At 68.7% G+C, this 20,253-nt stretch carries 23 protein-coding genes and 1 pseudogene; 18 read left to right on the top strand and 6 right to left on the bottom strand.

The window, feature by feature from the left end:
* Positions 1-117 precede the first annotated feature (117 nt).
* The 5 genes from rpsF (at position 118) to SPI96_RS01435 (ending at position 4,208) form a co-directional block, all read left to right on the top strand.
* Complete coding sequence (gene rpsF, locus SPI96_RS01455; protein WP_321080588.1) at positions 118-423, top strand: 30S ribosomal protein S6; 306 nt, start codon at positions 118-120, stop codon at positions 421-423.
* A gap of 49 nt (positions 424-472) precedes the next feature.
* A complete protein-coding gene (locus SPI96_RS01450) occupies positions 473-1,054 on the top strand; it encodes a single-stranded DNA-binding protein (protein WP_321080587.1) in 582 nt (193 codons plus the stop codon).
* Positions 1,055-1,241: 187 nt separating this feature from the next.
* Positions 1,242-1,481, top strand: a complete 240-nt coding sequence (rpsR, locus tag SPI96_RS01445; protein ID WP_224355990.1) for a 30S ribosomal protein S18 — start codon at positions 1,242-1,244, stop codon at positions 1,479-1,481.
* A gap of 27 nt (positions 1,482-1,508) precedes the next feature.
* On the top strand, positions 1,509-1,973 hold the full coding sequence (gene rplI / locus SPI96_RS01440; RefSeq protein WP_321080586.1) for a 50S ribosomal protein L9: 465 nt from the start codon (positions 1,509-1,511) through the stop codon (positions 1,971-1,973).
* A gap of 240 nt (positions 1,974-2,213) precedes the next feature.
* On the top strand, positions 2,214-4,208 hold the full coding sequence (locus SPI96_RS01435) for a choline/carnitine O-acyltransferase (RefSeq protein WP_321080585.1): 1,995 nt from the start codon (positions 2,214-2,216) through the stop codon (positions 4,206-4,208).
* Here the strand turns inward: SPI96_RS01435 and SPI96_RS01430 are convergent.
* Together SPI96_RS01430 and SPI96_RS01425 are read right to left on the bottom strand one after the other, a co-directional pair.
* The gene (locus SPI96_RS01430; protein WP_321080584.1) at positions 4,196-5,422 is read right to left on the bottom strand and encodes an amidohydrolase; all 1,227 of its coding nucleotides are present in this window, start codon (positions 5,420-5,422) and stop codon (positions 4,196-4,198) included. The genes SPI96_RS01435 and SPI96_RS01430 overlap by 13 nt on opposite strands.
* Before the next feature lie 89 nt (positions 5,423-5,511).
* Positions 5,512-6,339: a hypothetical protein gene (locus tag SPI96_RS01425; protein WP_321080583.1), complete on the bottom strand. Its 828-nt coding sequence runs from the start codon at positions 6,337-6,339 to the stop codon at positions 5,512-5,514.
* Positions 6,340-7,031: 692 nt separating this feature from the next.
* Between SPI96_RS01425 and dnaB the strand changes: the two genes are divergently transcribed.
* The 8 genes from dnaB (at position 7,032) to SPI96_RS01385 (ending at position 14,731) form a co-directional block, all read left to right on the top strand.
* Positions 7,032-8,420, top strand: coding sequence for a replicative DNA helicase (gene dnaB / locus SPI96_RS01420; protein WP_321080582.1), 1,389 nt, complete (start codon positions 7,032-7,034; stop codon positions 8,418-8,420).
* Between the two features lie 347 nt (positions 8,421-8,767).
* Positions 8,768-9,313, top strand: a complete 546-nt coding sequence (locus SPI96_RS01415; RefSeq protein WP_321080581.1) for a hypothetical protein — start codon at positions 8,768-8,770, stop codon at positions 9,311-9,313.
* Positions 9,314-9,522: 209 nt separating this feature from the next.
* Positions 9,523-9,690 (top strand): hypothetical protein, encoded by a 168-nt coding sequence (locus SPI96_RS01410; RefSeq protein WP_321080580.1) that lies wholly within the window; start codon positions 9,523-9,525, stop codon positions 9,688-9,690.
* A gap of 224 nt (positions 9,691-9,914) precedes the next feature.
* Positions 9,915-10,352 carry a hypothetical protein gene (locus tag SPI96_RS01405; protein WP_321080579.1) on the top strand — a complete coding sequence of 146 codons (438 nt, stop codon included), beginning with the start codon at positions 9,915-9,917 and terminating at the stop codon, positions 10,350-10,352.
* Positions 10,353-10,882: 530 nt separating this feature from the next.
* Positions 10,883-11,878, top strand: a complete 996-nt coding sequence (locus SPI96_RS01400; protein WP_321080578.1) for a hypothetical protein — start codon at positions 10,883-10,885, stop codon at positions 11,876-11,878.
* A 132-nt stretch (positions 11,879-12,010) separates the two neighbouring features.
* On the top strand, positions 12,011-13,804 hold the full coding sequence (locus SPI96_RS01395; RefSeq protein ID WP_321080577.1) for an ATP-binding protein: 1,794 nt from the start codon (positions 12,011-12,013) through the stop codon (positions 13,802-13,804).
* Between the two features lie 196 nt (positions 13,805-14,000).
* The gene (locus SPI96_RS01390; RefSeq protein WP_321080576.1) at positions 14,001-14,330 is read left to right on the top strand and encodes a hypothetical protein; all 330 of its coding nucleotides are present in this window, start codon (positions 14,001-14,003) and stop codon (positions 14,328-14,330) included.
* A 113-nt stretch (positions 14,331-14,443) separates the two neighbouring features.
* On the top strand, positions 14,444-14,731 hold the full coding sequence (locus SPI96_RS01385) for a hypothetical protein (protein ID WP_321080575.1): 288 nt from the start codon (positions 14,444-14,446) through the stop codon (positions 14,729-14,731).
* An 87-nt stretch (positions 14,732-14,818) separates the two neighbouring features.
* Here the strand turns inward: SPI96_RS01385 and SPI96_RS01380 are convergent, their stop codons facing one another.
* Both SPI96_RS01380 and SPI96_RS01375 read right to left on the bottom strand, forming a co-directional pair.
* Complete coding sequence (locus SPI96_RS01380) at positions 14,819-15,124, bottom strand: helix-turn-helix transcriptional regulator (protein ID WP_321080574.1); 306 nt, start codon at positions 15,122-15,124, stop codon at positions 14,819-14,821.
* Between the two features lie 73 nt (positions 15,125-15,197).
* Positions 15,198-15,935: a DUF6226 family protein gene (locus SPI96_RS01375; RefSeq protein WP_321080573.1), complete on the bottom strand. Its 738-nt coding sequence runs from the start codon at positions 15,933-15,935 to the stop codon at positions 15,198-15,200.
* 46 nt (positions 15,936-15,981) lie between these two features.
* On the opposite strand from SPI96_RS01375, the pseudogene SPI96_RS01370 reads away from it, so the two are divergent.
* From SPI96_RS01370 to SPI96_RS01355, 4 genes and pseudogenes are all read left to right on the top strand, one after another.
* A pseudogene (locus SPI96_RS01370) lies at positions 15,982-16,155 on the top strand (helix-turn-helix domain-containing protein); the annotation flags it as partial.
* A gap of 255 nt (positions 16,156-16,410) precedes the next feature.
* Positions 16,411-16,704 carry a hypothetical protein gene (locus SPI96_RS01365; protein WP_321080603.1) on the top strand — a complete coding sequence of 98 codons (294 nt, stop codon included), beginning with the start codon at positions 16,411-16,413 and terminating at the stop codon, positions 16,702-16,704.
* 289 nt (positions 16,705-16,993) lie between these two features.
* On the top strand, positions 16,994-17,485 hold the full coding sequence (locus SPI96_RS01360; protein ID WP_321080572.1) for a hypothetical protein: 492 nt from the start codon (positions 16,994-16,996) through the stop codon (positions 17,483-17,485).
* 190 nt (positions 17,486-17,675) lie between these two features.
* Positions 17,676-18,278, top strand: a complete 603-nt coding sequence (locus tag SPI96_RS01355) for a helix-turn-helix transcriptional regulator (protein ID WP_321080571.1) — start codon at positions 17,676-17,678, stop codon at positions 18,276-18,278.
* A gap of 23 nt (positions 18,279-18,301) precedes the next feature.
* Here the strand turns inward: SPI96_RS01355 and SPI96_RS01350 are convergent, their stop codons facing one another.
* Together SPI96_RS01350 and SPI96_RS01345 are read right to left on the bottom strand one after the other, a co-directional pair.
* Positions 18,302-18,664 (bottom strand): type II toxin-antitoxin system death-on-curing family toxin, encoded by a 363-nt coding sequence (locus SPI96_RS01350; RefSeq protein WP_321080570.1) that lies wholly within the window; start codon positions 18,662-18,664, stop codon positions 18,302-18,304.
* The gene (locus tag SPI96_RS01345; RefSeq protein WP_321080569.1) at positions 18,661-18,864 is read right to left on the bottom strand and encodes a CopG family transcriptional regulator; all 204 of its coding nucleotides are present in this window, start codon (positions 18,862-18,864) and stop codon (positions 18,661-18,663) included. The genes SPI96_RS01350 and SPI96_RS01345 overlap by 4 nt, the downstream gene beginning before the upstream one ends.
* Before the next feature lie 143 nt (positions 18,865-19,007).
* On the opposite strand from SPI96_RS01345, the gene SPI96_RS01340 reads away from it, so the two are divergent.
* Positions 19,008-20,027: a zinc-binding dehydrogenase gene (locus SPI96_RS01340; RefSeq protein WP_321080602.1), complete on the top strand. Its 1,020-nt coding sequence runs from the start codon at positions 19,008-19,010 to the stop codon at positions 20,025-20,027.
* The last annotated feature ends 226 nt before the right edge of the window (positions 20,028-20,253 follow it).

Raw genomic sequence — 20,253 nt, 5'->3', positions numbered from 1 at the left:
GGATGGTCGGGATCCCCTGCGTGCCGCCGAAGAGTGCGGAACGACGCGCGGGGGTCGAGCACAGAACCTCCTGCCACGGAGAGACCGTGGCCGCAAGCCCAGAGGAGGTGGGTTCGCATGCGTGCTTATGAGCTGATGGTGCTGATCGACCCTGAGGTCGACGAGCGCACCGTGGAGCCGACCCTCAAGAAGTACCTCGAGGTCGTCACCAACGACGGCGGCACCGTCGACACCATCGACGTGTGGGGCCGTCGCAAGACCGCCTACGAGATCCAGAAGAAGTCCGAGGCCATCTACGTGGTCGTCAACTTCCACGCGCAGCCGGCCGCCACCAAGGAGCTGGACCGTCTCCTGAACATCAACGAGACCATCCTGCGCACCAAGATCATCCGTCCGGAGGAGCAGAAGGTCACCGCCGAGTGATCTGACGTCCTCGGGTGTCCCACCGCCCCAGCGAACATCAGGAGTGACCATGGCCGGAGAGACCGTCATCACTGTGGTCGGCAACCTCACCGCCGACCCCGAGCTGCGCTTCACCCCGAACGGCGCGGCGGTCGCGAACTTCACGATCGCGTCCACGCCCCGCACGTTCGACCGTCAGAGCAACGAGTGGAAGGACGGGGAGACCCTGTTCCTGCGCGCGTCCATCTGGCGTGAGGCCGCGGAGAACGTGGCGGAGTCCCTGACCAAGGGCATGCGCGTCGTCGCGCAGGGCCGCCTCAAGGCCCGCTCCTACCAGGACCGTGAGGGCAACAACCGCACGTCCTACGAGCTGGACGTGGACGAGATCGGCCCGTCGCTGCGGTACGCCACCGCGAAGGTCACGCGCGCCCAGCGCGGCGGCCAGTCCGGTGGCGGCTTCGGCGGCGGCCAGCAGGGGGGCGGCGGCTTCGGCGGCGGTGCCCCGCAGTCGGGCGGCTTCGGCGCCCCCCAGGGTGGTCAGCCCTCGGGCGGCGGCTGGAACCAGCCCTCCGGTGGACAGTCCGCCCCGCAGCAGGACCCCTGGTCCGGCGGCGGGTGGGACACTCCCGCCGGGGGCGAGCCCCCGTTCTGATCCGTCCACGGGGGACACCCACGGACTCACCGTCCGGGCGCGCGTCGCCCGGAGGCCCACTTCGGGCCACCCACGCACGGCGGCACCGCCGCCGTGCACTCCGTGCCAGGCCCCTCGGGGCCGTGCCGGCGCGGATCCCATCCCGCAGAACCGTTCTGCGGGCTCCAGAGAATGAAGGAGCACCACGATGGCGAAGGCTGAACTCCGCAAGCCCAAACCGAAGTCCAACCCGCTCAAGGCCGCCAAGATCACCGAGATCGACTACAAGGACGTGGCCCTGCTGCGCAAGTTCATCTCCGACCGCGGGAAGATCCGCGCCCGTCGCGTGACCGGCGTGACCGTCCAGGAGCAGCGCAAGATCGCCCAGGCCATCAAGAACGCCCGCGAGGTGGCCCTGCTGCCCTACGCCGGCGCCGGCCGCGGCTGATCGAGCGAGCGAAGGAGAGGAACACAGATGGCAAAGCTCATCCTGACCCAGGAGGTCTCGGGCCTCGGCACCGCCGGTGACGTGGTCGAGGTCAAGAACGGGTACGCCCGCAACTACCTGCTCCCGCGCGGTTTCGCCACCGTGTGGACCAAGGGCGGGGAGAAGCAGGTCGAGTCCCTGCAGGCCGCCCGTGCCGCCCGTGCTGCGGCGAACCTCGAGGACGCCCAGGCCCAGGCCGAGAAGCTGCAGTCCGGCACCGTGCGCATCGAGCGCACCGCCGGCGCCGAGGGCCGCCTGTTCGGCGCCGTTCAGGCTGCCGACGTCGCCGAGGCGATCGAGGCCGCCGGTCTCGGCACCGTCTCCAAGCGGGACATCACCCTGCCCTCCCACATCAAGACCGTGGGCAACCACCAGGCCCAGGTGCGCCTGCACGAGGACGTCGTCGCCGTCGTCGAGCTGCAGGTCGTCGCCGCCAAGGGCTCCAAGAAGTGATCATCCGCTTCTGAGGCACGACGCCGGCCCCCGCCTCCGCGCGGCGGGCCGGCACCGTGCCGGTCGCCTCGGCGACCTCGACCGCCCCGGTCCGCTCCGAACGAGCGGGCCGGGGCGGTCGCGTGTCCGGGGGTGGGGCCGGAGGGCGGGGGATCCCGCCGGGCGCGGGCAGCGGGCATGATACGTACAGCGCAGGCCCCCCGGGGCCTCCCCGCCGCCCCGTTCCGAGAGGACCCCGCCGTGAAGCCCCTGCCCGTCCCGGCCCTGGACGCCACCCTCGAACGCCTCGAGCGGGCGGTGGCCGGCGTCGTGGACGACCGCACCCTCGCCGCCACCCGGGAGCGGATCGCCGCCGCGCACCTGGCCGGCGGTCCCGCCCAGCGGGCCCTCGAGGCGTTCGCGGCCCGGCAGGACGCCGCCGGGGGCAACTGGATGGCCCGGGCCTGGCTGGGGGACTACCTGGCGGTGCGGGACCCGCTGCCGTTGAGCACGAACGTCACCTTCCAGGTGGGCGGGGACTTCGGTGCCCCCGGGATCGATCGGGCCGCCCGGTTCCTGCACCGGGCTGCGGCGGTGCACCTGGCGCAGTCGCGCGGGCGGACGGTGCCCGAGGTGGACGCCCGGGGCACGGTGCTGGATCCGGCCCAGTGGGCCTGCCTCGACGGCGGTCTGCGCCACCCGCGCTCGGAGCAGGACGTGCTGATCCCCGGCCCGGGGGTGGCGGAGGGGCGGGAGATCGGCCTGATCCGCGCCGGCCGGCTGTTCGTCGTGCCCGCCGCGGACGACGCCGGCCGTCCCCTTCCGGAGGCATGGTTCGCCTCGGCGGTGCGGGCGGTGGTCGAGGCCACTGAGGCGGATGGGGCCACCGAGGCCACCGCGGCGGGGGGCGCCGGTGAGGATGGGCTCGGACTCGGGTTCGTGGCGCTCTCGGTGCTCGGCAGCCGGGTGCTCGCGGCCCCGCTGGAGCGTCTGCTCGAGGACGAGCACAACAGCGCGGCCTATCGGCGTCTGGCGGCCACCCTGTTCACGTGCACGATCGTGGACGAGCCCGCCGACGTGGACCACGGGGCCGCCGAACGGCTGCGGCGGGCCACCGTGACCCCCGGCCGAGCCTGGGTGTACAAGCCGATCAGCTACGGGGTCAGCCTCACCGACGGGTGGATCGCCCTGCACTGCGAGCACTCCACGGTGGACGGGGCCACGCTCGTCGAGGTGATCCGCCGGATCCAGGCGGGAGCGGGCGAGGCGGGCGGCGGGCCTGTCTCGGGGACTGGGCCCGGCTCGGGGAACGGTCCCGCCTTGGGTGAGGCCCCTGGCCCGGAGGTGGGGGCGCACGTTGTGCTGGCGGAGCTGACCTGGCGCGTGGGTGAGGGCCTGGCGGCGGAGCTGCGCTGTGCTCTGGCGGACTACCGGGAGCGGGCCGCCCGGTTCCGGGTGGATGTGGTGCGCGTGCCCCGCCCGGACGTGAGCGGCCTGGGGATGCGGGTGAGTGCGGACTTCCTGCAGCAGGCCGTGATGGCGCTGGCCCAGCAGCGGGCGTTCGGCCGGGTGCGCTCCGTGTACGAGTCCGTGGACATGCGGGAGCACGTCGCCGGCCGCACCGAGTGCCTGCGTCCCGTCACCCCGGCCATGGCCGCGCTCGCCGAGGTCCTCGCGGACGGGGTGCACTCCGCGCAGGACGACGACGGCGCCCCCACCCTGCGTGCCCTGTTCACCCAGGCTCTGGACGCCCACCGGGACTGGGTGAAGGCGTGCAAGTCCGGCGCCGGGGTGGACCGCCACCTGTGGGGCCTGGGCAAGGCCGTGGAGGGGACACTGGCCGGGACATCAGGCCGTGCGGATGACAGGACCAAACCATCAGACAGTAGTGATAGCGTGAATGGTGCTGACGCCCCTGGATCCCGTGCTGACCACGGTCCCGCCGTGGTGGGAGAGGAGGCCGCGGCGGTGGTGCGCGCCCTGCTCGCGGACCCGGGGGTGCGTGCGGCGCGGGAGGACTTCCTCTCCACCACGTCGATCGGCGGGGCGGAGCAGATCGTCCGCTACGCCTTCGCCCCGTCCGTTCCCGAGGGGTACGGGGTGTCCTACACGCCGAGCGAGGACGAGTTCGAGTACTGCGTGAGCTCCTGGAGCGGGGCCCGCGAGGGCTTCCTCGCCCAGCTCGGGCCTGCGGCAGCTGTGCTCGCCGAGCTCGTGGACGACCTCAGTGCGCCTGGACCCGCTCAGCCCTCCTGAGCACCCAGCCAGGCCAAGGCGGCGGTGACGGCAGCCTCAGTGCCGGTGCTCAGGGTCGGCTGCAGGGTGGGGGCGAAGAACGGGGAGTGGTTGGCCACCGGCTCCTGCCCCTCGGCCAGCCCGCCGAACACCCAGTAGCAGTACGGGGCGCCGAAGGCGTCGGGGATCCGGGAGAAATCCTCGGAGGCTGTGCCGCGCGGCTGCGTCACCACCCGGTCCTGGCCGAAGCGCGCCTCGAAGGCGGCCCGCACGCGGGAGGTGGCGGCGTCGTCGTTGTGGGTGAGGGGGAAGTCGTCCGACGAGGTGAATTCCGGCTCCTTCGGGGAGCGGGCCGCAGCGCACTCGGCGCGCACGATCCGCTCCACCGCCTCGGTGAGCTGGGCGCGGACCTCGGGGGAGTAGGCGCGGAAGTTCACGCGCAGCACGGCGCGGTCGGAGATCACGTTCGCGGTGGAGCCGGCGTGCAGGGAGCCGACGGTCACCACGCCGAACTCGTCCGGGTCCAGCTCACGGGAGACCACGGTCTGCAGGCGCATCACGATGGACGAGGCCAGCACCACCGGGTCCACGCCCTGGTGGGGCATGGAGCCGTGAGTGCCGGCACCGTGCACGGTGATCTTCATGGAGATCGCCGTGGACAGCGCCGCCCCGGAGCGCACACCCACCAGGCCGGCCGGGGCGGGCACCACGTGCTGGCCGAGACAGACGTCCGGGGTGGGGACCTTCTCCGCGAGACCGTCGGCCACCATGGCCGCGGCCCCCTCAGCGGTCTCCTCCCCCGGCTGGAACAGGGCGATGTACGTGCCGGACCAGGCCTGCCGGGCCTCGGCGAGCAGTGCGGCCGCCCCGAGGGCCGCCGTGGCGTGGACGTCATGCCCGCACGCGTGCATCACGGGCTGGGTAAGGCCGTCACGGTCCTGCCGGGTGGCGGTGGAGGCGTAGTCCAGGCCGGTCTGCTCCTGCACCGGCAGGCCGTCCACGTCCGCGCGGAACAGCACCGTGGGCCCCTCACCGTTCTCGAGGACGCCCACGACGCCGCCGCCGATCCCCTGCACCCGGTACCCGAACCCCTCGAGGCGGCGGGAGATCTCTGCCAGGGTCTCGGTCTCCTGCATGGACAGCTCGGGGTGAGCGTGCAGGTGGCGGTAGTACTCCTCCTGCCACTGTTGCTGGTCTGCGAGAGCGGCGAGGACGGTGCTGGCGGCGGTGGACACGGCGGCGTTCTCCCTGGGGTATAGGGCCTGTGGGGTGGGGGTGAAGGGTGCAGGGCGGTTCCGCCGTCAGTGACGGCAGGGGCGGTCCGTCACCACCGGCCGCCGGGGTAGTAGGCCTGGTTCACGAGGGCGTGCAGCGGGGCGGGGAAGGAGAATTCCTTCGTCTGGATCTCCGAGCCCACCCGGATGCGCACCACGAAGGAAGCCCTCATGGTGGCCTGGCGCTGGTTCGTGTTCGTCACGCGCATCATGTCCGAGAACCACACTTCGAAGGGGGTGCCGACGGTGCGGTAGTCGTTGTCCTGCGTGTTCTGCAGGTTGATCGGGGTGGGGGTGCCGCCGCCGAAGGTGCCCGTGTCGAAGGTGTAGCCGCACACGGCCTCGTTCGGTTCGTAAGCGGAGTGCAGGTCCACGTCGTAGTACGCGGCGTCGGTGAAGTCGCGCACGGTGAAGCTCACGGTGTACTCCGGGGAGGCCCCGTCACCGGTCTTCACCAGTACGGAGGAGTCCGACGGGTAGTTGTGGCCGGTCCACTCGTACTCGGCGCACTCAGTGGTGGTGCAAACGGCGCGCTCCGGGCTGTAGTCCGAGGCGGTCTCACCGATCCATGGCAGGCCCGGGCCGGGGGTGCCGTCGGCGCGGCGGCTGATGGTGTACGTCGCGGTGAAGGACTCCACCGACCCGGGGGCCACGTTCATCACCTGCATGCGGGTGAACAGCTGCAGCTGCTGATCCGTGACGCCGGGGGTGCCGTCGTAGGTGCCCCAGTGGAAGCGGCCAGCGACGAGGGCGACGGGAAGGTGAGCACCGCAGGGCGGGCCGGAGGCGGCGAATGCGGGGGCTGCTGCCGCGGCGGCGACGGCGGGGGCAGACCAGGCGAGGCCAGCGGCCACCTGACGGCGGGAGAGGGTGCTCATGGCGGTGCTCCAGAGAGAGGCGGAAGACAGTCGTCCCCAGACTAGGGGAGAGGGGGTTGGCCCGGGCCCGGGCGTGCCCCAGGTGACTCGGCGGGGCAGTGAACGACTGCGGGGCGGGACGCGTCAACTCGGCTGTCCCCAGATGCGCGATGATTGTCCACAGTGGATCTCCACAACTGTGGACAAGACGGTGGCCTGTGTGGACAGAAACGCCTGTCGGAGCCGATTCCGCCAGTGGATCCCCAGGCTGGTGGAAGGGAAACACGCCCTGCGGGGAGGGGGAGACTTCTTCTCCACAGCCCTCCACAGGGTAAAAGGCCTTGTCAGAAGCGAGTCAATGCTCTCGGCGGAACGTTCTCCACAGTGCTGTCCCCAGGGGGTCCACACGACACGCCGCACTGTCCACCGGTTGTCCACACCGGGTGTGGGAAACGCGGTTGCCCCCGCCTCCCACACCCGCGTAGTGTCCCGTGCTATCCCCATCGCGAGGGCGGGTATTGGCCGCAGGTGACCACTGTTCAGGCGCGCATCCGCCCAGACCGTCGCCCCGGGGACCGCCACGCCCCCACCTGCATGGGGGCGGGCGGCGGGGCGACGTTCCCGCGCCCCTCGGGGCGCACCATCAGAAGGCGAGGCCGGCAACCGGCCCGGGCGCCGCCGTCGTGACGACGGCGGGAAGGGAGTCTCCGCAGGTGACCGACAGCTACGGAGACCCGGGCTCCTACGACGGCGGCCGCTCCGCCGAGCGCTTCCTCCCGCCCCAGGACCTCGAGGCTGAACGCTCGGTGCTCGGCGGCATGATGCTCTCCAAGGACGCGATCGCGGATGTGGTGGAGCTGCTGCGTGGGCACGACTTCTACCGGCCCAGCCACGAGATGATCTACGAGGCGATCGTCGACCTGTACAGCCGCGGGGAGCCCGCGGACGCTGTGACCGTGGCGGACCTGCTGAACAAGCGCCAGGAGCTCTCCAAGGTGGGCGGGCCCGCGGTGCTGCACGAGCTCATCCAGTCCGTGCCGACGGCGGCGAACGCCAGCTTCTATGCCGAGATCGTCGCGGAGAAAGCCGTGCTGCGGCGCCTGGTGACCGCCGGCACGCGCATCACCCAGCTGGGCCAGCGCGGCGACGGCGAGGTCGAGGAGATCGTCAACGAGGCCCAGTCCGAGATCTACAAGGTGGCGGAGAACCGCCAGTCCGAGGACTACGTGCGACTCTCGGCGATCATGGAGCACGCCGTCGATGAGATCGAAGCCGCCGGCAACCAGGGCGAGGGCATGACGGGTGTGCCCACGGACTTCTACGACTTCGACGAGCTCACGCAGGGCCTGCACGGCGGGCAGATGATCGTGATCGCCGCACGCCCGGCGGTGGGCAAGTCCACGCTGGCGCTGGACTTCGCGCGGGCCGCGGCGATCCACCACAACATGGCCACCGTGTTCTTCAGCCTCGAGATGGGCAAGAACGAGATCGCCATGCGGCTGCTGAGCGCGGAGGCGACGATCGCCCTGCAAGACCTGCGCAAGGGCACCATCCGGGACGACCAGTGGTCCAAGATCGCCGCGACGGTGGGGCGACTGAACGACGCACCGTTCTTCATCGACGACTCCCCGAACATGACCATGATGGAGATCCGCGCCAAGTGCCGGCGGCTCAAGCAGAAGAACGACCTCAAGATGGTGGTGCTGGACTACCTGCAGCTGATGAGCTCAGGGAAGAAGGTGGAGTCCCGCCAGCAGGAGGTGGCCGAGTTCTCCCGTGCCCTCAAACTGCTGGCCAAGGAACTGGACGTGCCGGTGATCGCGCTGTCCCAGTTGAACCGTGGGTCGGAGCAGCGCACAGACAAGCGCCCGCAGGTGAGCGACCTGCGCGAGTCCGGATCCATCGAGCAGGACGCCGACATGGTGATCCTGCTGCACCGCGAGGACATCTACGACAAGGAGTCCCCCCGCGCCGGCGAGGCGGACCTGATTGTGGCGAAGCACCGCAATGGGCCGACCAAGACCATTGTGGTGGGGTTCCAGGGGCACTACTCGCGGTTCTCGAACCTGGCGCAGGACGGCGGGGGCGGCGGGGGGTTCTGAAAGATTTCCCTCTCGATATTCCAATAGAAAGGGGTGTTATCCAAGTGGCACTGTATTTTTCCGAGCGGGCCATCCGTGATTACCTAGGTCGTGAGCTTAATGGGACGAAGCTGTCTGAGGGGGGTTCGACTGAACTTAATTCCTTCCTGGAGGTGAAGTCTAAGCGCGTTAGTTCTTCCCTGAGGGCGAGTCGTAAGAGCTTGATTGACATGGATCGATCCCCCATTGATTCTGACATATATCGATGGATTTCAGATGATCTCTCCATTAAGCGTCCTGATCGAGGTGAGCGAATTGAGGTTGGTGATTTCATCGAATCTTAAGTCATCGATTGGAGCCATGGAACCGTGCCCTTCGATACTCGACAGGGTGGGATTTTCAAAAACCATCTCGTGGTTTACATGGGAGTGGGAAAGGTGAGGTTTTACACCGGATTCTCCGCTTGGATTCGTCGAATTCTTCTCCGGTGGAATCCTACGCCAATCACTGTTCAAGCCTTTGGGTCAGCTGATAATTATGCATCTTGGAGCTCGGGTGAGATGCGAGAGAAGATTATGTCCGAGGGTTGGTATCCATCGTCCCCCGGAGGCCTTGTGGACCTTCTTTCAAGAGAGTACGAACTGACGGACAAGTTCAAGATTGAAGAACGCTCCAAGGAGAGACGGGACATTCGGTCACCTGGGCAGTTGAGTAAGAAATTCGACGACATTATTGTCGGTAGGTTCCATAATGCTCACAAGTCAAATGGGACAATCCCTCAGATCGATGGAACTCATAAAATTAATCCTAAGGTAAGGGTGATTGGCTATGTGAATGATGTCCATTTAAATCATAGGGAGGAGGTAGATGCGGTCCTGATTCGACCAATTATCATTTCTGCGAGCAGAAAGTGATAATATATTCGGAGTTCTGCTACGTCGCGTTCGTCACGGATGTGTTTACTCGACGCATCGTGGTCTGAGCCGTCTCCGCCACCCTCCATATCGCGGGACTACCACTGCTCGCCCTCGAACACGCACTACTGATCATAGGTGCCAGCCGTGACCGACAGGGTCTGATCCACCACAGCGAAAGGGGCAGCCAGCATGTCTCCCTGGCATGCTTGGACACCCTCATCACTGCCGAGGTGACGGCATCGGTGGGCGCCGTGGGCGACTCGTACGATAAGGCCCTGGCTTCAGACGGTGAACAGCCTCTACAGGGCCGAACTATCCGCTCCGAGCGGGTGTGGGAGTCGACCGAGGAGATCGAGCTGGCCACGATGGGGTGAGCGCACTGGTGGAACACCGCCCGCCTCCACGAGGGGCTCGGCTACCGCACGCCTGGAGAGGTCGAGGCTGCCTACACTCACGACCGAGACGTAGCACCCGTTGCGTCCTGACCCCGGAACAAAATCCAGGGCGCTTCAAGTGGAGAATAAGGAGCGAAGTTTTGACCACGGCCAACGAGGTAGCTACGGGGCCACGCGAAACAACCCGCAGTGGAGGGGGTACGATGGACAACACCCTGAAATTCTGCTTGAACGTCTGGATTTTCATGGATTGGGCGACGGGCTCCACCGTGCAGGCTAGTGCTACGGCATGTGCGTTCACGGGCACCGAAGGGGACAAAAAGGTTGTGTTGCGGAGCCTTTACGCTACCGACTTACGGACTGGGTCGGGGGTGCGTGCACCCAAGCAGTACGTGCTGACGACGCGGGGCGGGCTGCTGGAAAGCACCCCGCTGATCAGCGGGGTTGATCAGTCGGACCTCGTGCTCGAAGCCGTCGAGGCTCTCGGCGACATGCCGTTGCAGGCCGTCGTGAGGGGCGAGACACCAGGCCCTGCACGAATGCGCGTGCATGATTCGCCTCTGCGCGACACCTCCGTCGTGGAGGAGCGGGCGGATGGGACGCTGGCGACGCGTGGATGTCGCGTCGGTGGCGAGCGGTGAGTGGGGTGGCGACTTCGCCGACGAACCGGACCGTCGAGGCGTTGGTGCGGCCGCAGCGAGCTGGAGATCGCAAGCGCTTGTTGCGCATGTTTGAGCAGCGCGGCTGGGTTGCAAGCGAAGCGACTCGCAGGCAGGTTCGGGTGGCGGTTCTGTTGTACTGTGCGCGGCCTGTTGCTGTACAGGAGGCTCGGCGGGAGCTGGGGGAGTTCTCCCAGTCGATGATGCCGCTCGTCATTGATGAAGTTCGCCTCCGCGAGCCCCGAAGTGAAGACCCACGCCGAGTGGCGCGTGCCGTGGCTCGTAAGCGCGGCTGGCTAGATCGTGCATGGTTGGGTTTGCGTGGGGGCGAGCAGTGGGAGGTGGCTGTCCCCCGGTCCAGTGCGCGCTCCCCCGAGGAGCGACTCCGCGAGGAGGAAACCTGCGCCCAAGAAGCATTTCGTCGATCACCTTTGGCGGGCTGGCATCCAGGCAGCGGCTATCGCGCGACCCTCTCGGCCGAGCCTGCTCGCGTGCACTCTAATGGAGAAGGGGTGGCCAAGGCTGCGGGTTTGATGCTTCTGTTCGTCATGGGGGCCGGCGTGTGGCTGGCTGCAGCCCTGGCGACTGCTGTTCCGATCCTTCCGCTATGGCTGAGGGGCGTCACCCTCGTGCTCGGTGCAGCTATTTCTGTTAGTGTTGCAATGTGGGCAACGGGTTCTCACAAGGGGCGGGTATGGCGCCGAATCGTCGCACCGCTTGTCTCTAGCGCCCTATTTTTATTCCTGGTGTTAGCTCTGAATCGAGGGTGGGGGCGGGGGCTTGAAGACCCTTCGGAATTGTGGGGTCCATTAGTTTTCTCCTTTATTCTACTGGTAGTTGGCCTCACAATATTTCGCGGATGGGTTCATGCTATTATCCTAAGTCCGGGTCTAAAGAACTTCTTATCCTTCTCTGCGATCTCTTTTCTTGTGGCGGTGTCGGCGTCATCGGGTGCCACCCTCCTGTGGATGATGCTTTCTGACCTCGGGGTGCGGAGGAGTGATATCCCGGAAAGTGGTGTTGCGGCTGCTGTCCTCGCGTGTTTCGTTGGATCGGTCATCGTGGTTGTTGTGGCGATCTTTATCGCCGCCGGTGGCTGGGCGATGTATTTCCGAGTGTTCGCGATTCGGGGCTTCGCGGCAGACTTTGTGAAGTTTGTGAATTGGCTACTCTTAGTCTTCATTGGTGTCATCTATGTCTTGGGCATCGCGAGCTTTGTGCTTTCAGATACGCGTCAGCAATTGGACAAGGGTAGCGGTTTGATTTTCGATATCAGTCTCGCTGAGAGGCGCGCCGCATGTAGGGCGATTGAGAATAATGACGGTGTGGGTGTGCAGGCGGGGGAGGTTGTCTCCCTTGTTCGCGGTGATCGTGGGCAGATCCACTGGTGGAAGTCGTCTGTCGCCACGGGAGGGGAGAAAGAGCCTGCGCGTGGAGAGTTCATTCCGGCTCAGTCAATGTCGGTTGCGAACGCCGCGTTCCCCGTGGATGGTGCCTGCGGCGCGTGAGGTTCTCTCATGCCCCATCCATCGGCTGTGTCGAAGTCCATGCTCTGGGACCTGCCGGTGGCTCAGAGGACCGGGGGCGCTTGGACATAATTTTTCTGGCCTGAAAATTATGACTCGTGGCATCCTGGGGGCATGACCATCACTTTCGGCCCGGACCCGGTGCGCATGCGGGTGCAGGAACTGTTGATCCGACTCGACGAGGGCACCGCCCTCGGTGACCCTGACGAGACGGCGCTCGTTGACTTCAAAGAGGACCCGTCCCGCCGCGGGCGGCGGGGCGAGCTGCTCGAGGGCCGGAGGGAAGACGCGGACGCCGCCAAGTTCCTCGCCAAGGAGGCCGCCTGCATGGCCAACACGCCCGGTAGCGGGGCGCTGATCGTCGGGGTTTCCAAGAAGGGGGAGCTGATCGGCACCGCCCTGGACGCCGAGTGGCTGCGCTTCCGCATCTTCGAGGTCACCGGGCGTGCGCTCACGGTGGACGTGCAGGAAGTGGTTGTCCGAGGGACGCGTTTGCTCGTCATCTACCCGCCCAGTGCCGTCGAGCCGATCCGCATGGACGGACGCATCCACTGGCGCGTCGGGGACCACTGCGCTGAGATCGACGCCAGCACCTGGCACACGCGCCAGATGTACCGCCGGCAGTACGACTGGTCAGCCGAAGCCTCGTCCGTGCCGGTGACGGAGGTGCGTGCCTCTGCCGTCGATGTCGCCCGTGCGTTCCTCTACGACAGCGGTGACGAGCGCAGCGAGGACCTCGCCAACGCACCGACCCCGCAGCTGCTGCGCCGGCTGAACGCGGTCACTCCGGAGGGAATGCTGACAAATGCCGGCGTCCTCGCCTTCGTGGGGCGGGCCGAGCCGTCTCTGGACTACACCCACCATGAGGTGGCCGGCGCTGACAGCAGTATCCGCGTCCACCGCGGCGGACGCTCACTCCTGGAGGAACTCGCGGACGTCCTCCAGGCGCTCGAGGCCCGGAACACTGTGCGGCACGTGCAGACGGGCCTGGCCGTCGGACAGCTGCGGGACATCCCCCGGATCGCTGCTCGTGAAGCCCTGGTGAATGGGGTAGCCCATCGCGAATGGGGCCAGCCGGAGGCCACCCGTGTGGAGCACATCGGCCGCACCCTGCGGGTGACCAGCCCCGGCGGGTTCTTCGGCGGAGTGGAGCCGGGGAACATCATCACCCACCCCTCGGTGTCTCGGAACAGGGCCCTCACCCAGCTGCTGGCGGACCTGCGCGTGGCCGAGCGGCAGGGCATCGGTGTGGACCGCATGGTCCGCGAGATGGTGCGTCTGGGGCATCCGAGCCCGGAGATCGAGGAGATCCCCGGCCCGTATGTCCGCACCACCTTGGTGGGTGAGTCCTTGGATGAACCGTGGATGACGTGGTTGGGCAAGGTGGAGCCCCGACACCTCACGCAGGACGTGTCCGCCGTCCTCGTTCTGCGACACCTGGTGGAGCGGGTGTGGATCGATGAACTCACGGCTGCCCGGCTGACCCAGGTCTCTCCGACGGAGGCACGATCGGTGCTGGATCGACTCGGCGCGGCGGCCGTCGGTGATGCCCCCCTGGTGGAGCTCGCGGCAGGAACGCCAGACGCCGCTCCGCCCGTGTGGAAGCTGAGCGACGGGGCCAAGCAGCTGCTTGCAGCGCTGGATGCTGAGATCGGCCGCCACCGCGCGGCACCAGCCCGGCGTGCCGTGGCCATGGGCTTCGCGCGTCAGCGCGGGCGGATCAGCACCACCGAGCTGGCGTCCCTGGTCGGCGGCCACGCCTCCAACATGGGCTCCACCCTGCGCGCGCTGGAGGAAGAAGGCCACCTGGAGCCCTCCACTCCGTCGCGTCGAGGGCGCGGCTTCTTCTACCGCTGGGTGCAGGAGAGGGCCGCGGGCGGCCCGGCGGGCGTCGAGGGAGGGGTATAACTTTCTGGACAAGAAAATTATGGCTCGCCGGTGCCGGGGCGTGCAGTCATAGCTTTCGGGCTCAGCTCGACGAGAGGTGGTCCGCGCGGGGTGGCGCGGATACCACGGAGGAGACGGATCGGGAGACTCCGCCGACCGTCGTCGCCATCCGCGCCCGGATCCCGGTGCTGCAGGTGTGGGTGCTGGAGGGCGACACATGAGCACTGCCGCCGGTGCCGGTCGGGCCGAGGATGATGGGGGCATGACGGTGGAACAGCGACAGACAGACCTGGACGCCCTGGTGGCCGAGGCGAGGGATGCGCTGACGGCGGGCTCAGAGGTCAGGCTCACGGGCTGGATGCTGGAGCACCTGGCGCTGCGCGTCTGGACGCCGCCGTCGCCGGAGACGGTGCTGGCCGACGTCGAGCGCCGGGTGATCGCCGCGCTGAACCCGCCGCTGAACATGACACAGGCCGGGCCGCGACCTCGCCTCAGGGAGGCGAGGGCAGCGATGGCGAAGGCCGCCGTCTCCCAGGGTGAACAGTGATCCGCCGCCTGCGGAGGTGGGCTGAGAACCGACGCCAGCGACGAACCGCCTACGCCACCCTTGCGTGCCGTCGGCTCGATGCGGCCCTGGATGCGGCCCGACCCGGTCACAGTATGGCGCCGGCAGTCCCGGAGGGCGGCTGGGCCTACGCGCGCGGCCGGCTGCGCTCGGGTGCCGCGCTGGAGGTGCGGTACTCCGGCGGCGGCATGATCGACGTCGTGGTGGACGGCATCACCGTGAACACGGACTTCCCGTGGGACGGGCCCGTGGGGGACAAGGCCCCCGAGGGGGTCCTGGCCGAGTCTCTCGGCGAGATGCTGCCGGCGCTGGGGGAGATGACCTACGCGGTGGAGGCCTCCGGTCCCCCCTCCTCGACGAAGTCCCCGTCCGAATCACCCTGATCAGCTGAAGGGGCACCACGAGGGCCTCAGGCAACGGCAGCCTCGACGTCCTCGCCGTGCAGGACGGTGGTCACCGAGACCGGGGCGTCAGGACTCACGGCGCACCCGCACCCTCTGCGGAAGGTGCTCGTCCGCGCGCAGGCGGCCCACCGCCGTCGTGTAGGGGTCCGAGGCTTGGACCACCGGGTCCAGCATGCCGAGCACGCGCAGCACGGAGAAGGTGACGTCCAGCCCGGCTCCACCCCCGCTCTCCAGCTTCGTGAGGGTGGGAGCGGAGATGCCGGCGCGGTCCGCCACCATCTGGGCGGTGAGGCCGAGCAGCTTCCGCTGGGTGCGGAGGTTCTCGCCCAGCTCCCGCATGCTGCGGCGGACAGGGGTGGCGACGTAACGCATGGTGTCCTTGGAGAAGGAAAGATTGGTCTTAACTGGCTTTGCAACAAGGATACTGCGGTTTATCCAAGGCGGGTCAAGCCTGGGAGGCGCCGACGGACCGGCCCGGGAACCAGGCCGCCCGGATACTCACCCGGGTGCCGCGGGGCAGAGCAGGCTGGCCACCGCTCGCCAGCTCCTCACAGGCCCGGACGAGCCTGCGGAACGGCCACCACCGGGGCCCAGCATCACCCTCGGCCCGGCCGGAGGCATCCCACACCACGTGCCAGTCCCGGCGCCGCAGCAGCCCACACCGACCGGTCAGCGTCACCCCGGCGCTCACCGCCCCCAGCACGGCCTCGTCCACGGCGTCGAGTAGATCGGCCGACCCGGGGTCGCACGCGTCGCATCCGCAGTCCGGCAGAGCCTCGCGCACCTGGTCCGGCCGCCCCACGGCGACCCGCAGCACGGGGAGGGTGCCGCCGTCGTTCTGGGGGACGTCCGACTCCAGCAGCCACCAGGGGGCCGCGCCGGCCACCCCCGCCGGCGGGTCCACCCGCAGCGCGCGCTGCACAGGTTCCTCCTCCGGGTTCCAGGGAAAGGCCGGCGCACTGCGCACCGCCTCCGGCACGACGACGGCGCCCGCCTCGGCGAGCACCTGCGCCCACAGCCGGGCCCGCTCGATCACGATCCGGTACCGCTCCGGCTCGCTCACCCGGGAATACTCCTCCTCCGCCGGTGCGGAGTCCTCGGCATGGGGCGCAGGCCAGGAGGGCATGTCGAGGGCCGCGAAGCGCCGCGCGACCTCGGCCCGCAGATGGTCCGTCGTCGTCATGGGGCGAGTCTAGGCCCGGGGCAGGCGGGGGTCAGGGGGATGGGATATGCATGAATGGGTCTGTAGTCGGTATCCTTCCTGCATGACTTTGCTGACGGTGCGAGAGGCGGCAGAACGGGCAGGCGTGTCCAGCAGGCACATGCGGCGCCTCGTGGAATCCGGCGTAGTGGAGGCCTGCCGGTTCGGAGCATCCTGGGTCATCGACGAGCGGGCCTTGGCCCGACACGCACGCAGGCCGCCCGCCACTGGCCGCACATGGGCCCCCCGGACGGCCTGGGCCGCCGTCGACATCCTCTCCGGAGGGAACGGTCGGGACTTCATCGACCAGCCCAGGGCCTCCCGGCTGCGCTCCCGTCTTCGGATACTCACCGCCCCCGAACTGCACCGACTGGCTGAGGGCAGGGCCCGCCTTCATCGCTTTCACGCATCACCGCGTGCCCGGACGAGGGTCGCAGAGCCGCTGGTGCCCTCAGGGGTGTCCGCTGTGGAACGCTCAGGCCTCGCCCGTCGCTTCGGCCTCGCCTCCATGGGCACGGATTCACGCGTGGAGGGGTACCTGATCGGTGACCTGGCCGCCCTCCAGTCCCGTCTCCGGCTCGAATCCTCGGCAGGGGGTGAGGTGCTGATCCGCCTGGTGCCCGCTGAGGTGGACCCCTCCGCCCTGCTGGAGGCCGACACACTCGTAGCCCTGGACCTCATGGACTCGGACGACCCCCGCGAGCGCGCCGCAGGGCGAGACGTGCTCGACGGAATGCTGCGCCATGTCTGAGTGCCCCCGTGTGACGGTGGACGGGAGGGCATGGCCCGACCCCTGGCCGGCGGTCTTCGAGCTGGCCCGGACGGTTCCCTCCGAGCATTGGGCGCTGATCGGTGGCCTGATGGTCCAGCTGCATCACCGTGTTCATGGCCAGGAGCCCAGCCGGGTCACTCGGGACATCGATGCACTCGCCCGGGTGGAGGTTACGTGGCGAGAACACTTCGCGGCCCTTCGACGCGGGCTCCGGACCCTCGGGTATGCAGATGACCCCTCTCTGAACGCCTCGTCCCCGTTGCATCGCATGACCCGTCCAAGCCCATCCGGGACCATGCAGGTGGACTTCCTCATCGCAGACCATGTGCCTCCTCCCGCTGCTGCGGAGCTGCCCAGGCCCCGCCCCGTTCAGGCGCCAGGCGGGCGCAACGCGCTCGAACGGCTCCTCCATGTGGAGATCCGCACACGGGAGACCCCGGTCGTTGTCGCTGTCCCGGACATCATCGGAGCCCTGGAGCTGAAGATCGAGGCGTACACCGGGGATTCCCGCGATCGGGAGCGGCACCTGCGGGACGCCGTGAGTGTGGCCGGGCTGCTGGGCGGCTGTGTTCCCAGCCCACCCCTGCACGGGTCTGCGGCGACTCGCCTTCGTCGCTTCCTGCGATGGATGGACGACGACAGTCGGCTGTGGCTGGCCGGCGTCGGGCGAGACGAAGCGACAGATGCCGCACTTGCGGTGGAGGAGGTGCTGCGAGGGTATGGGGTGAGCGAAGACGAGGTTCCTCCGGCGTCGTCATGAGGCTTGCCAGTGCTGCGCGCCTCGCACCCGGAGCGCGCCGCGGGCTGACGTGAAAGCGCAGGTCAGATCGGGGGCAACGCAGCGTAGCCGGGGTGCGGCGATGGGTAGCGCCCTCACGCGGCGTGCTGCATATCCACGGGTGGACGCCCCGGTGCAGACTGTGCCCGACTCCCGAAGAAAGGTCAGCGTCATGGCACTCGAACACCGCATCAAGGAGCTCCGCACTCGCAACGGGCTCTCCCAGGCCGCGCTCGCGGATCGGCTGCACGTCTCCCGGCAGGCCGTCACGAAGTGGGAGGCGGGGCGCGGTATTCCGGACGTGGACAACCTGCGCGCGATGGCCGCCCTGTTCGGCGTCAGCGTGGACCACCTGCTGGACGGCGCCGGGGACGCCGCGGGGCCCGCCGTGCTGCGCCACGCCGTCGACGTCAGATCCCTCGAGCCCTACAAGCCGGCCGGCCGGCCCCTGGGCGCCAAGAGTCACCGGGCTGTACGCGAGGCCTACCCCGGTGCGGTCATCTACCCCCTCGCGCGGATGCGGTCGAACAACCGAGTGCAGGAGTTCCTCGAGTGGGGGATGATGCTCGCCTTCGACACCCCCTACGGGCTCTTCGGGGTCAGCGACAGCCTCAGCAACCGGGACGCCTACTACCTGGTTCAGGAGAGGAACCGTCACGTGCTCGCGAGGGTCACGCCCCAGGCCGTCGAGGGCCGCGAGCTGCCCGAACCCGTCACGGGCCGCACGTTCACCCTCGGGGCGGACCGTTTCCGGCGCACGGGCCGCCCGCTCTGAGTCGCACCGGCGCGCGGCCCCACTCAGTGCCAGCCGGCGAGCGTGTCCGCGATCTCCTGGAAGGTGCGCTCCCCGGCCGCTGTCCCGACGACGAGGTCGTAGGCGTCGTCGTCGGGGGCCTCGAGCTGGACGCCGTTCACGGAGTAGAACACCACGGTGGCCAGCCAGCCGAGACGCTTGTTGCCGTCGCCGAGGGCATGGTTGCGCACCAGCGACTCCAGCAGTGTGGCGGCCTTCTCGTCCAGGGAGGGATACGCCTCCCGGCCCCAGAGGTGGGTTGCAGGCCGGTGTGCCGCGGAGTCCAGCAGGCCGACGTCCCGCACGGGCCCCACCCGCAGATCGTCGACGAGCGTGAGCAGGTCTTCGAGGGTGAGGTGGACGGTCATCGGCCGAGGCGGTCGAGGAGGTCTGCGTAGCGCTCGCGGGCCTGCCGGGAGGCCGCGCTGACCTGCGCCTCGTGTCCGCGCCGGGCGGCGGCCTCGCGGATCGCGCGCAGCGCCGCCTCGTGCCGGCTGATGCCCTCGGCCTCGGCGAGGAGGGCGAGGGCCTGGGTGTCCTCATCGGTCAGTCGCAGGGTCATGGCCATGCCTGGATGGTATCAGTCTGGTATCACCTGCTCCCCGACGACGGCGGTGCGCACCGTGGTGCGCATCCTCGCCAGGCGTGGGGGAGACTGCACCCATGACCACCGAGACCCCCACCCCCACCACCCCCGAGATCCCCGCCACAATGAAGGCCGTGATCATGCGGGCACCGGGGGACGTCGTCGTGGAGACCGTGGAGACCCCGCGCGTCGAGAAGCCCACGGACGTGGTCCTCAAGCTGGCCGCCGCGTGCGTGTGCGGCTCGGACCTGTGGCCCTACCGCGGCCACAACGAGGTGGACCACCGCCGCATGGGGCACGAGTACGTGGGCACCATCGTGGAGAAGGGCGCGGAGGTCGCCACCCTCGAGCTCGGGGACTTCGTGATCGGGTCCTTCATGGTCTCGGACAACACATGCGAGATCTGCCGGGCCGGGTACCAGTCCCGCTGCGCCAACGCGGGCGGCTACACCGGCAGCCAGGCGCAGTACATGCGCGTCGAGCTCGCCGACGGCACCCTCGTGAAGGTGCCCGGTGGTGCGCCCTCGGACGCCGACCGGCTGGCCGACTACCTGGCCGCCTCGGACGTGCTCGGCACCGGCTGGTACGCCGCCGTGGCAGCACAGGCCGGCCCCGGCAGGACCATCGCGGTGGTGGGCGACGGCGCCGTCGGGCTCAGCGCGGTCCTCGCCGCCAAGGCCCTCGGCGCGGAGACGGTCATCGCGTTCTCCCGCTACGAGGACCGGGGCGCGCTGGCGCGCGAGTTCGGGGCCGACGTCGTGATCGCCGAACGCGGCGAGGAGGGCGCCGCCAAGGTGCGGGAGCTCACCGGCGGGCTCGGCGCGCACGGCGTGGTGGAGGCCGTGGGCACGCAGGGGTCCATGGACCAGGCGCTCGCCTCCGTGCGCCCGGGCGGCCACGTCGGGTTCGTGGGCGTCTCCCATGACCAGACCCTCGACGGATCCGACCTCTTCGGCCGGCAGATCCACCTGGAGGGCGGCCCCGCGCCCGTGCGCCGCTTCCTGCCCGAACTGATCGAGCGCATCCAGGCCGGGGAGATCCACCCCGGCAAGGTGTTCACGAAGCGCCTGCCCATCGACGACGCCGCCGAGGCCTACAAGGCCATGGACGAGCGCCGCGAGATCAAGGTGCTGCTCAAGGTCTGAGCCTCCCGGAGGTCTGAAGCCTCCCGGAGGCCTGAACCTCATGGTGGTCTGAGCCGGGGCCGGGGCAGGGGGAGGCTACTGCGCTGACCGCGCGGCAGAGGCGCCGAAGAGTGACAGTCTCGTTCTCGAGAGTCACACGTCCTGGTCGGATGTAAGTCTTGGGTGTCAATCTGTCGATGTGGATCCGTGCCAGGAGCCGGCCCGGCGGTCACAGCGCCTGACTGAC

The sequence above is a fragment of the Micrococcus sp. genome (genome assembly GCF_034179925.1).
Lineage (GTDB): Bacteria > Actinomycetota > Actinomycetes > Actinomycetales > Micrococcaceae > Micrococcus.
The sequence above is the reverse complement of the archived record's forward strand: the minus strand, read 5'-3'. Positions and strand labels throughout refer to the sequence as shown.

Excerpts from the sequence above, each read along its gene's own strand:
- SPI96_RS01350 (WP_321080570.1), bottom strand. The coding sequence starts at position 18,664 with ATGACCGTCCACCTCACCCTCGAAGACCTGCTCACGCTCGTCGACGAT.
- SPI96_RS01390 (WP_321080576.1), top strand. The coding sequence starts at position 14,001 with ATGAGCACTGCCGCCGGTGCCGGTCGGGCCGAGGATGATGGGGGCATG.
- SPI96_RS01385 (WP_321080575.1), top strand. The coding sequence starts at position 14,444 with ATGGCGCCGGCAGTCCCGGAGGGCGGCTGGGCCTACGCGCGCGGCCGG.
- SPI96_RS01360 (WP_321080572.1), top strand. The coding sequence starts at position 16,994 with ATGACCCGTCCAAGCCCATCCGGGACCATGCAGGTGGACTTCCTCATC.
- SPI96_RS01395 (WP_321080577.1), top strand. The coding sequence starts at position 12,011 with ATGACCATCACTTTCGGCCCGGACCCGGTGCGCATGCGGGTGCAGGAA.
- SPI96_RS01375 (WP_321080573.1), bottom strand. The coding sequence starts at position 15,935 with ATGACGACGACGGACCATCTGCGGGCCGAGGTCGCGCGGCGCTTCGCG.
- SPI96_RS01425 (WP_321080583.1), bottom strand. The coding sequence starts at position 6,339 with ATGAGCACCCTCTCCCGCCGTCAGGTGGCCGCTGGCCTCGCCTGGTCT.
- SPI96_RS01340 (WP_321080602.1), top strand. The coding sequence starts at position 19,008 with ATGAAGGCCGTGATCATGCGGGCACCGGGGGACGTCGTCGTGGAGACC.
- rpsR (WP_224355990.1), top strand. The coding sequence starts at position 1,242 with ATGGCGAAGGCTGAACTCCGCAAGCCCAAACCGAAGTCCAACCCGCTC.
- SPI96_RS01450 (WP_321080587.1), top strand. The coding sequence starts at position 473 with ATGGCCGGAGAGACCGTCATCACTGTGGTCGGCAACCTCACCGCCGAC.
- SPI96_RS01345 (WP_321080569.1), bottom strand. The coding sequence starts at position 18,864 with ATGGCCATGACCCTGCGACTGACCGATGAGGACACCCAGGCCCTCGCC.
- rplI (WP_321080586.1), top strand. The coding sequence starts at position 1,509 with ATGGCAAAGCTCATCCTGACCCAGGAGGTCTCGGGCCTCGGCACCGCC.
- SPI96_RS01355 (WP_321080571.1), top strand. The coding sequence starts at position 17,676 with ATGGCACTCGAACACCGCATCAAGGAGCTCCGCACTCGCAACGGGCTC.
- SPI96_RS01380 (WP_321080574.1), bottom strand. The coding sequence starts at position 15,124 with ATGCGTTACGTCGCCACCCCTGTCCGCCGCAGCATGCGGGAGCTGGGC.
- SPI96_RS01405 (WP_321080579.1), top strand. The coding sequence starts at position 9,915 with ATGGACAACACCCTGAAATTCTGCTTGAACGTCTGGATTTTCATGGAT.
- rpsF (WP_321080588.1), top strand. The coding sequence starts at position 118 with ATGCGTGCTTATGAGCTGATGGTGCTGATCGACCCTGAGGTCGACGAG.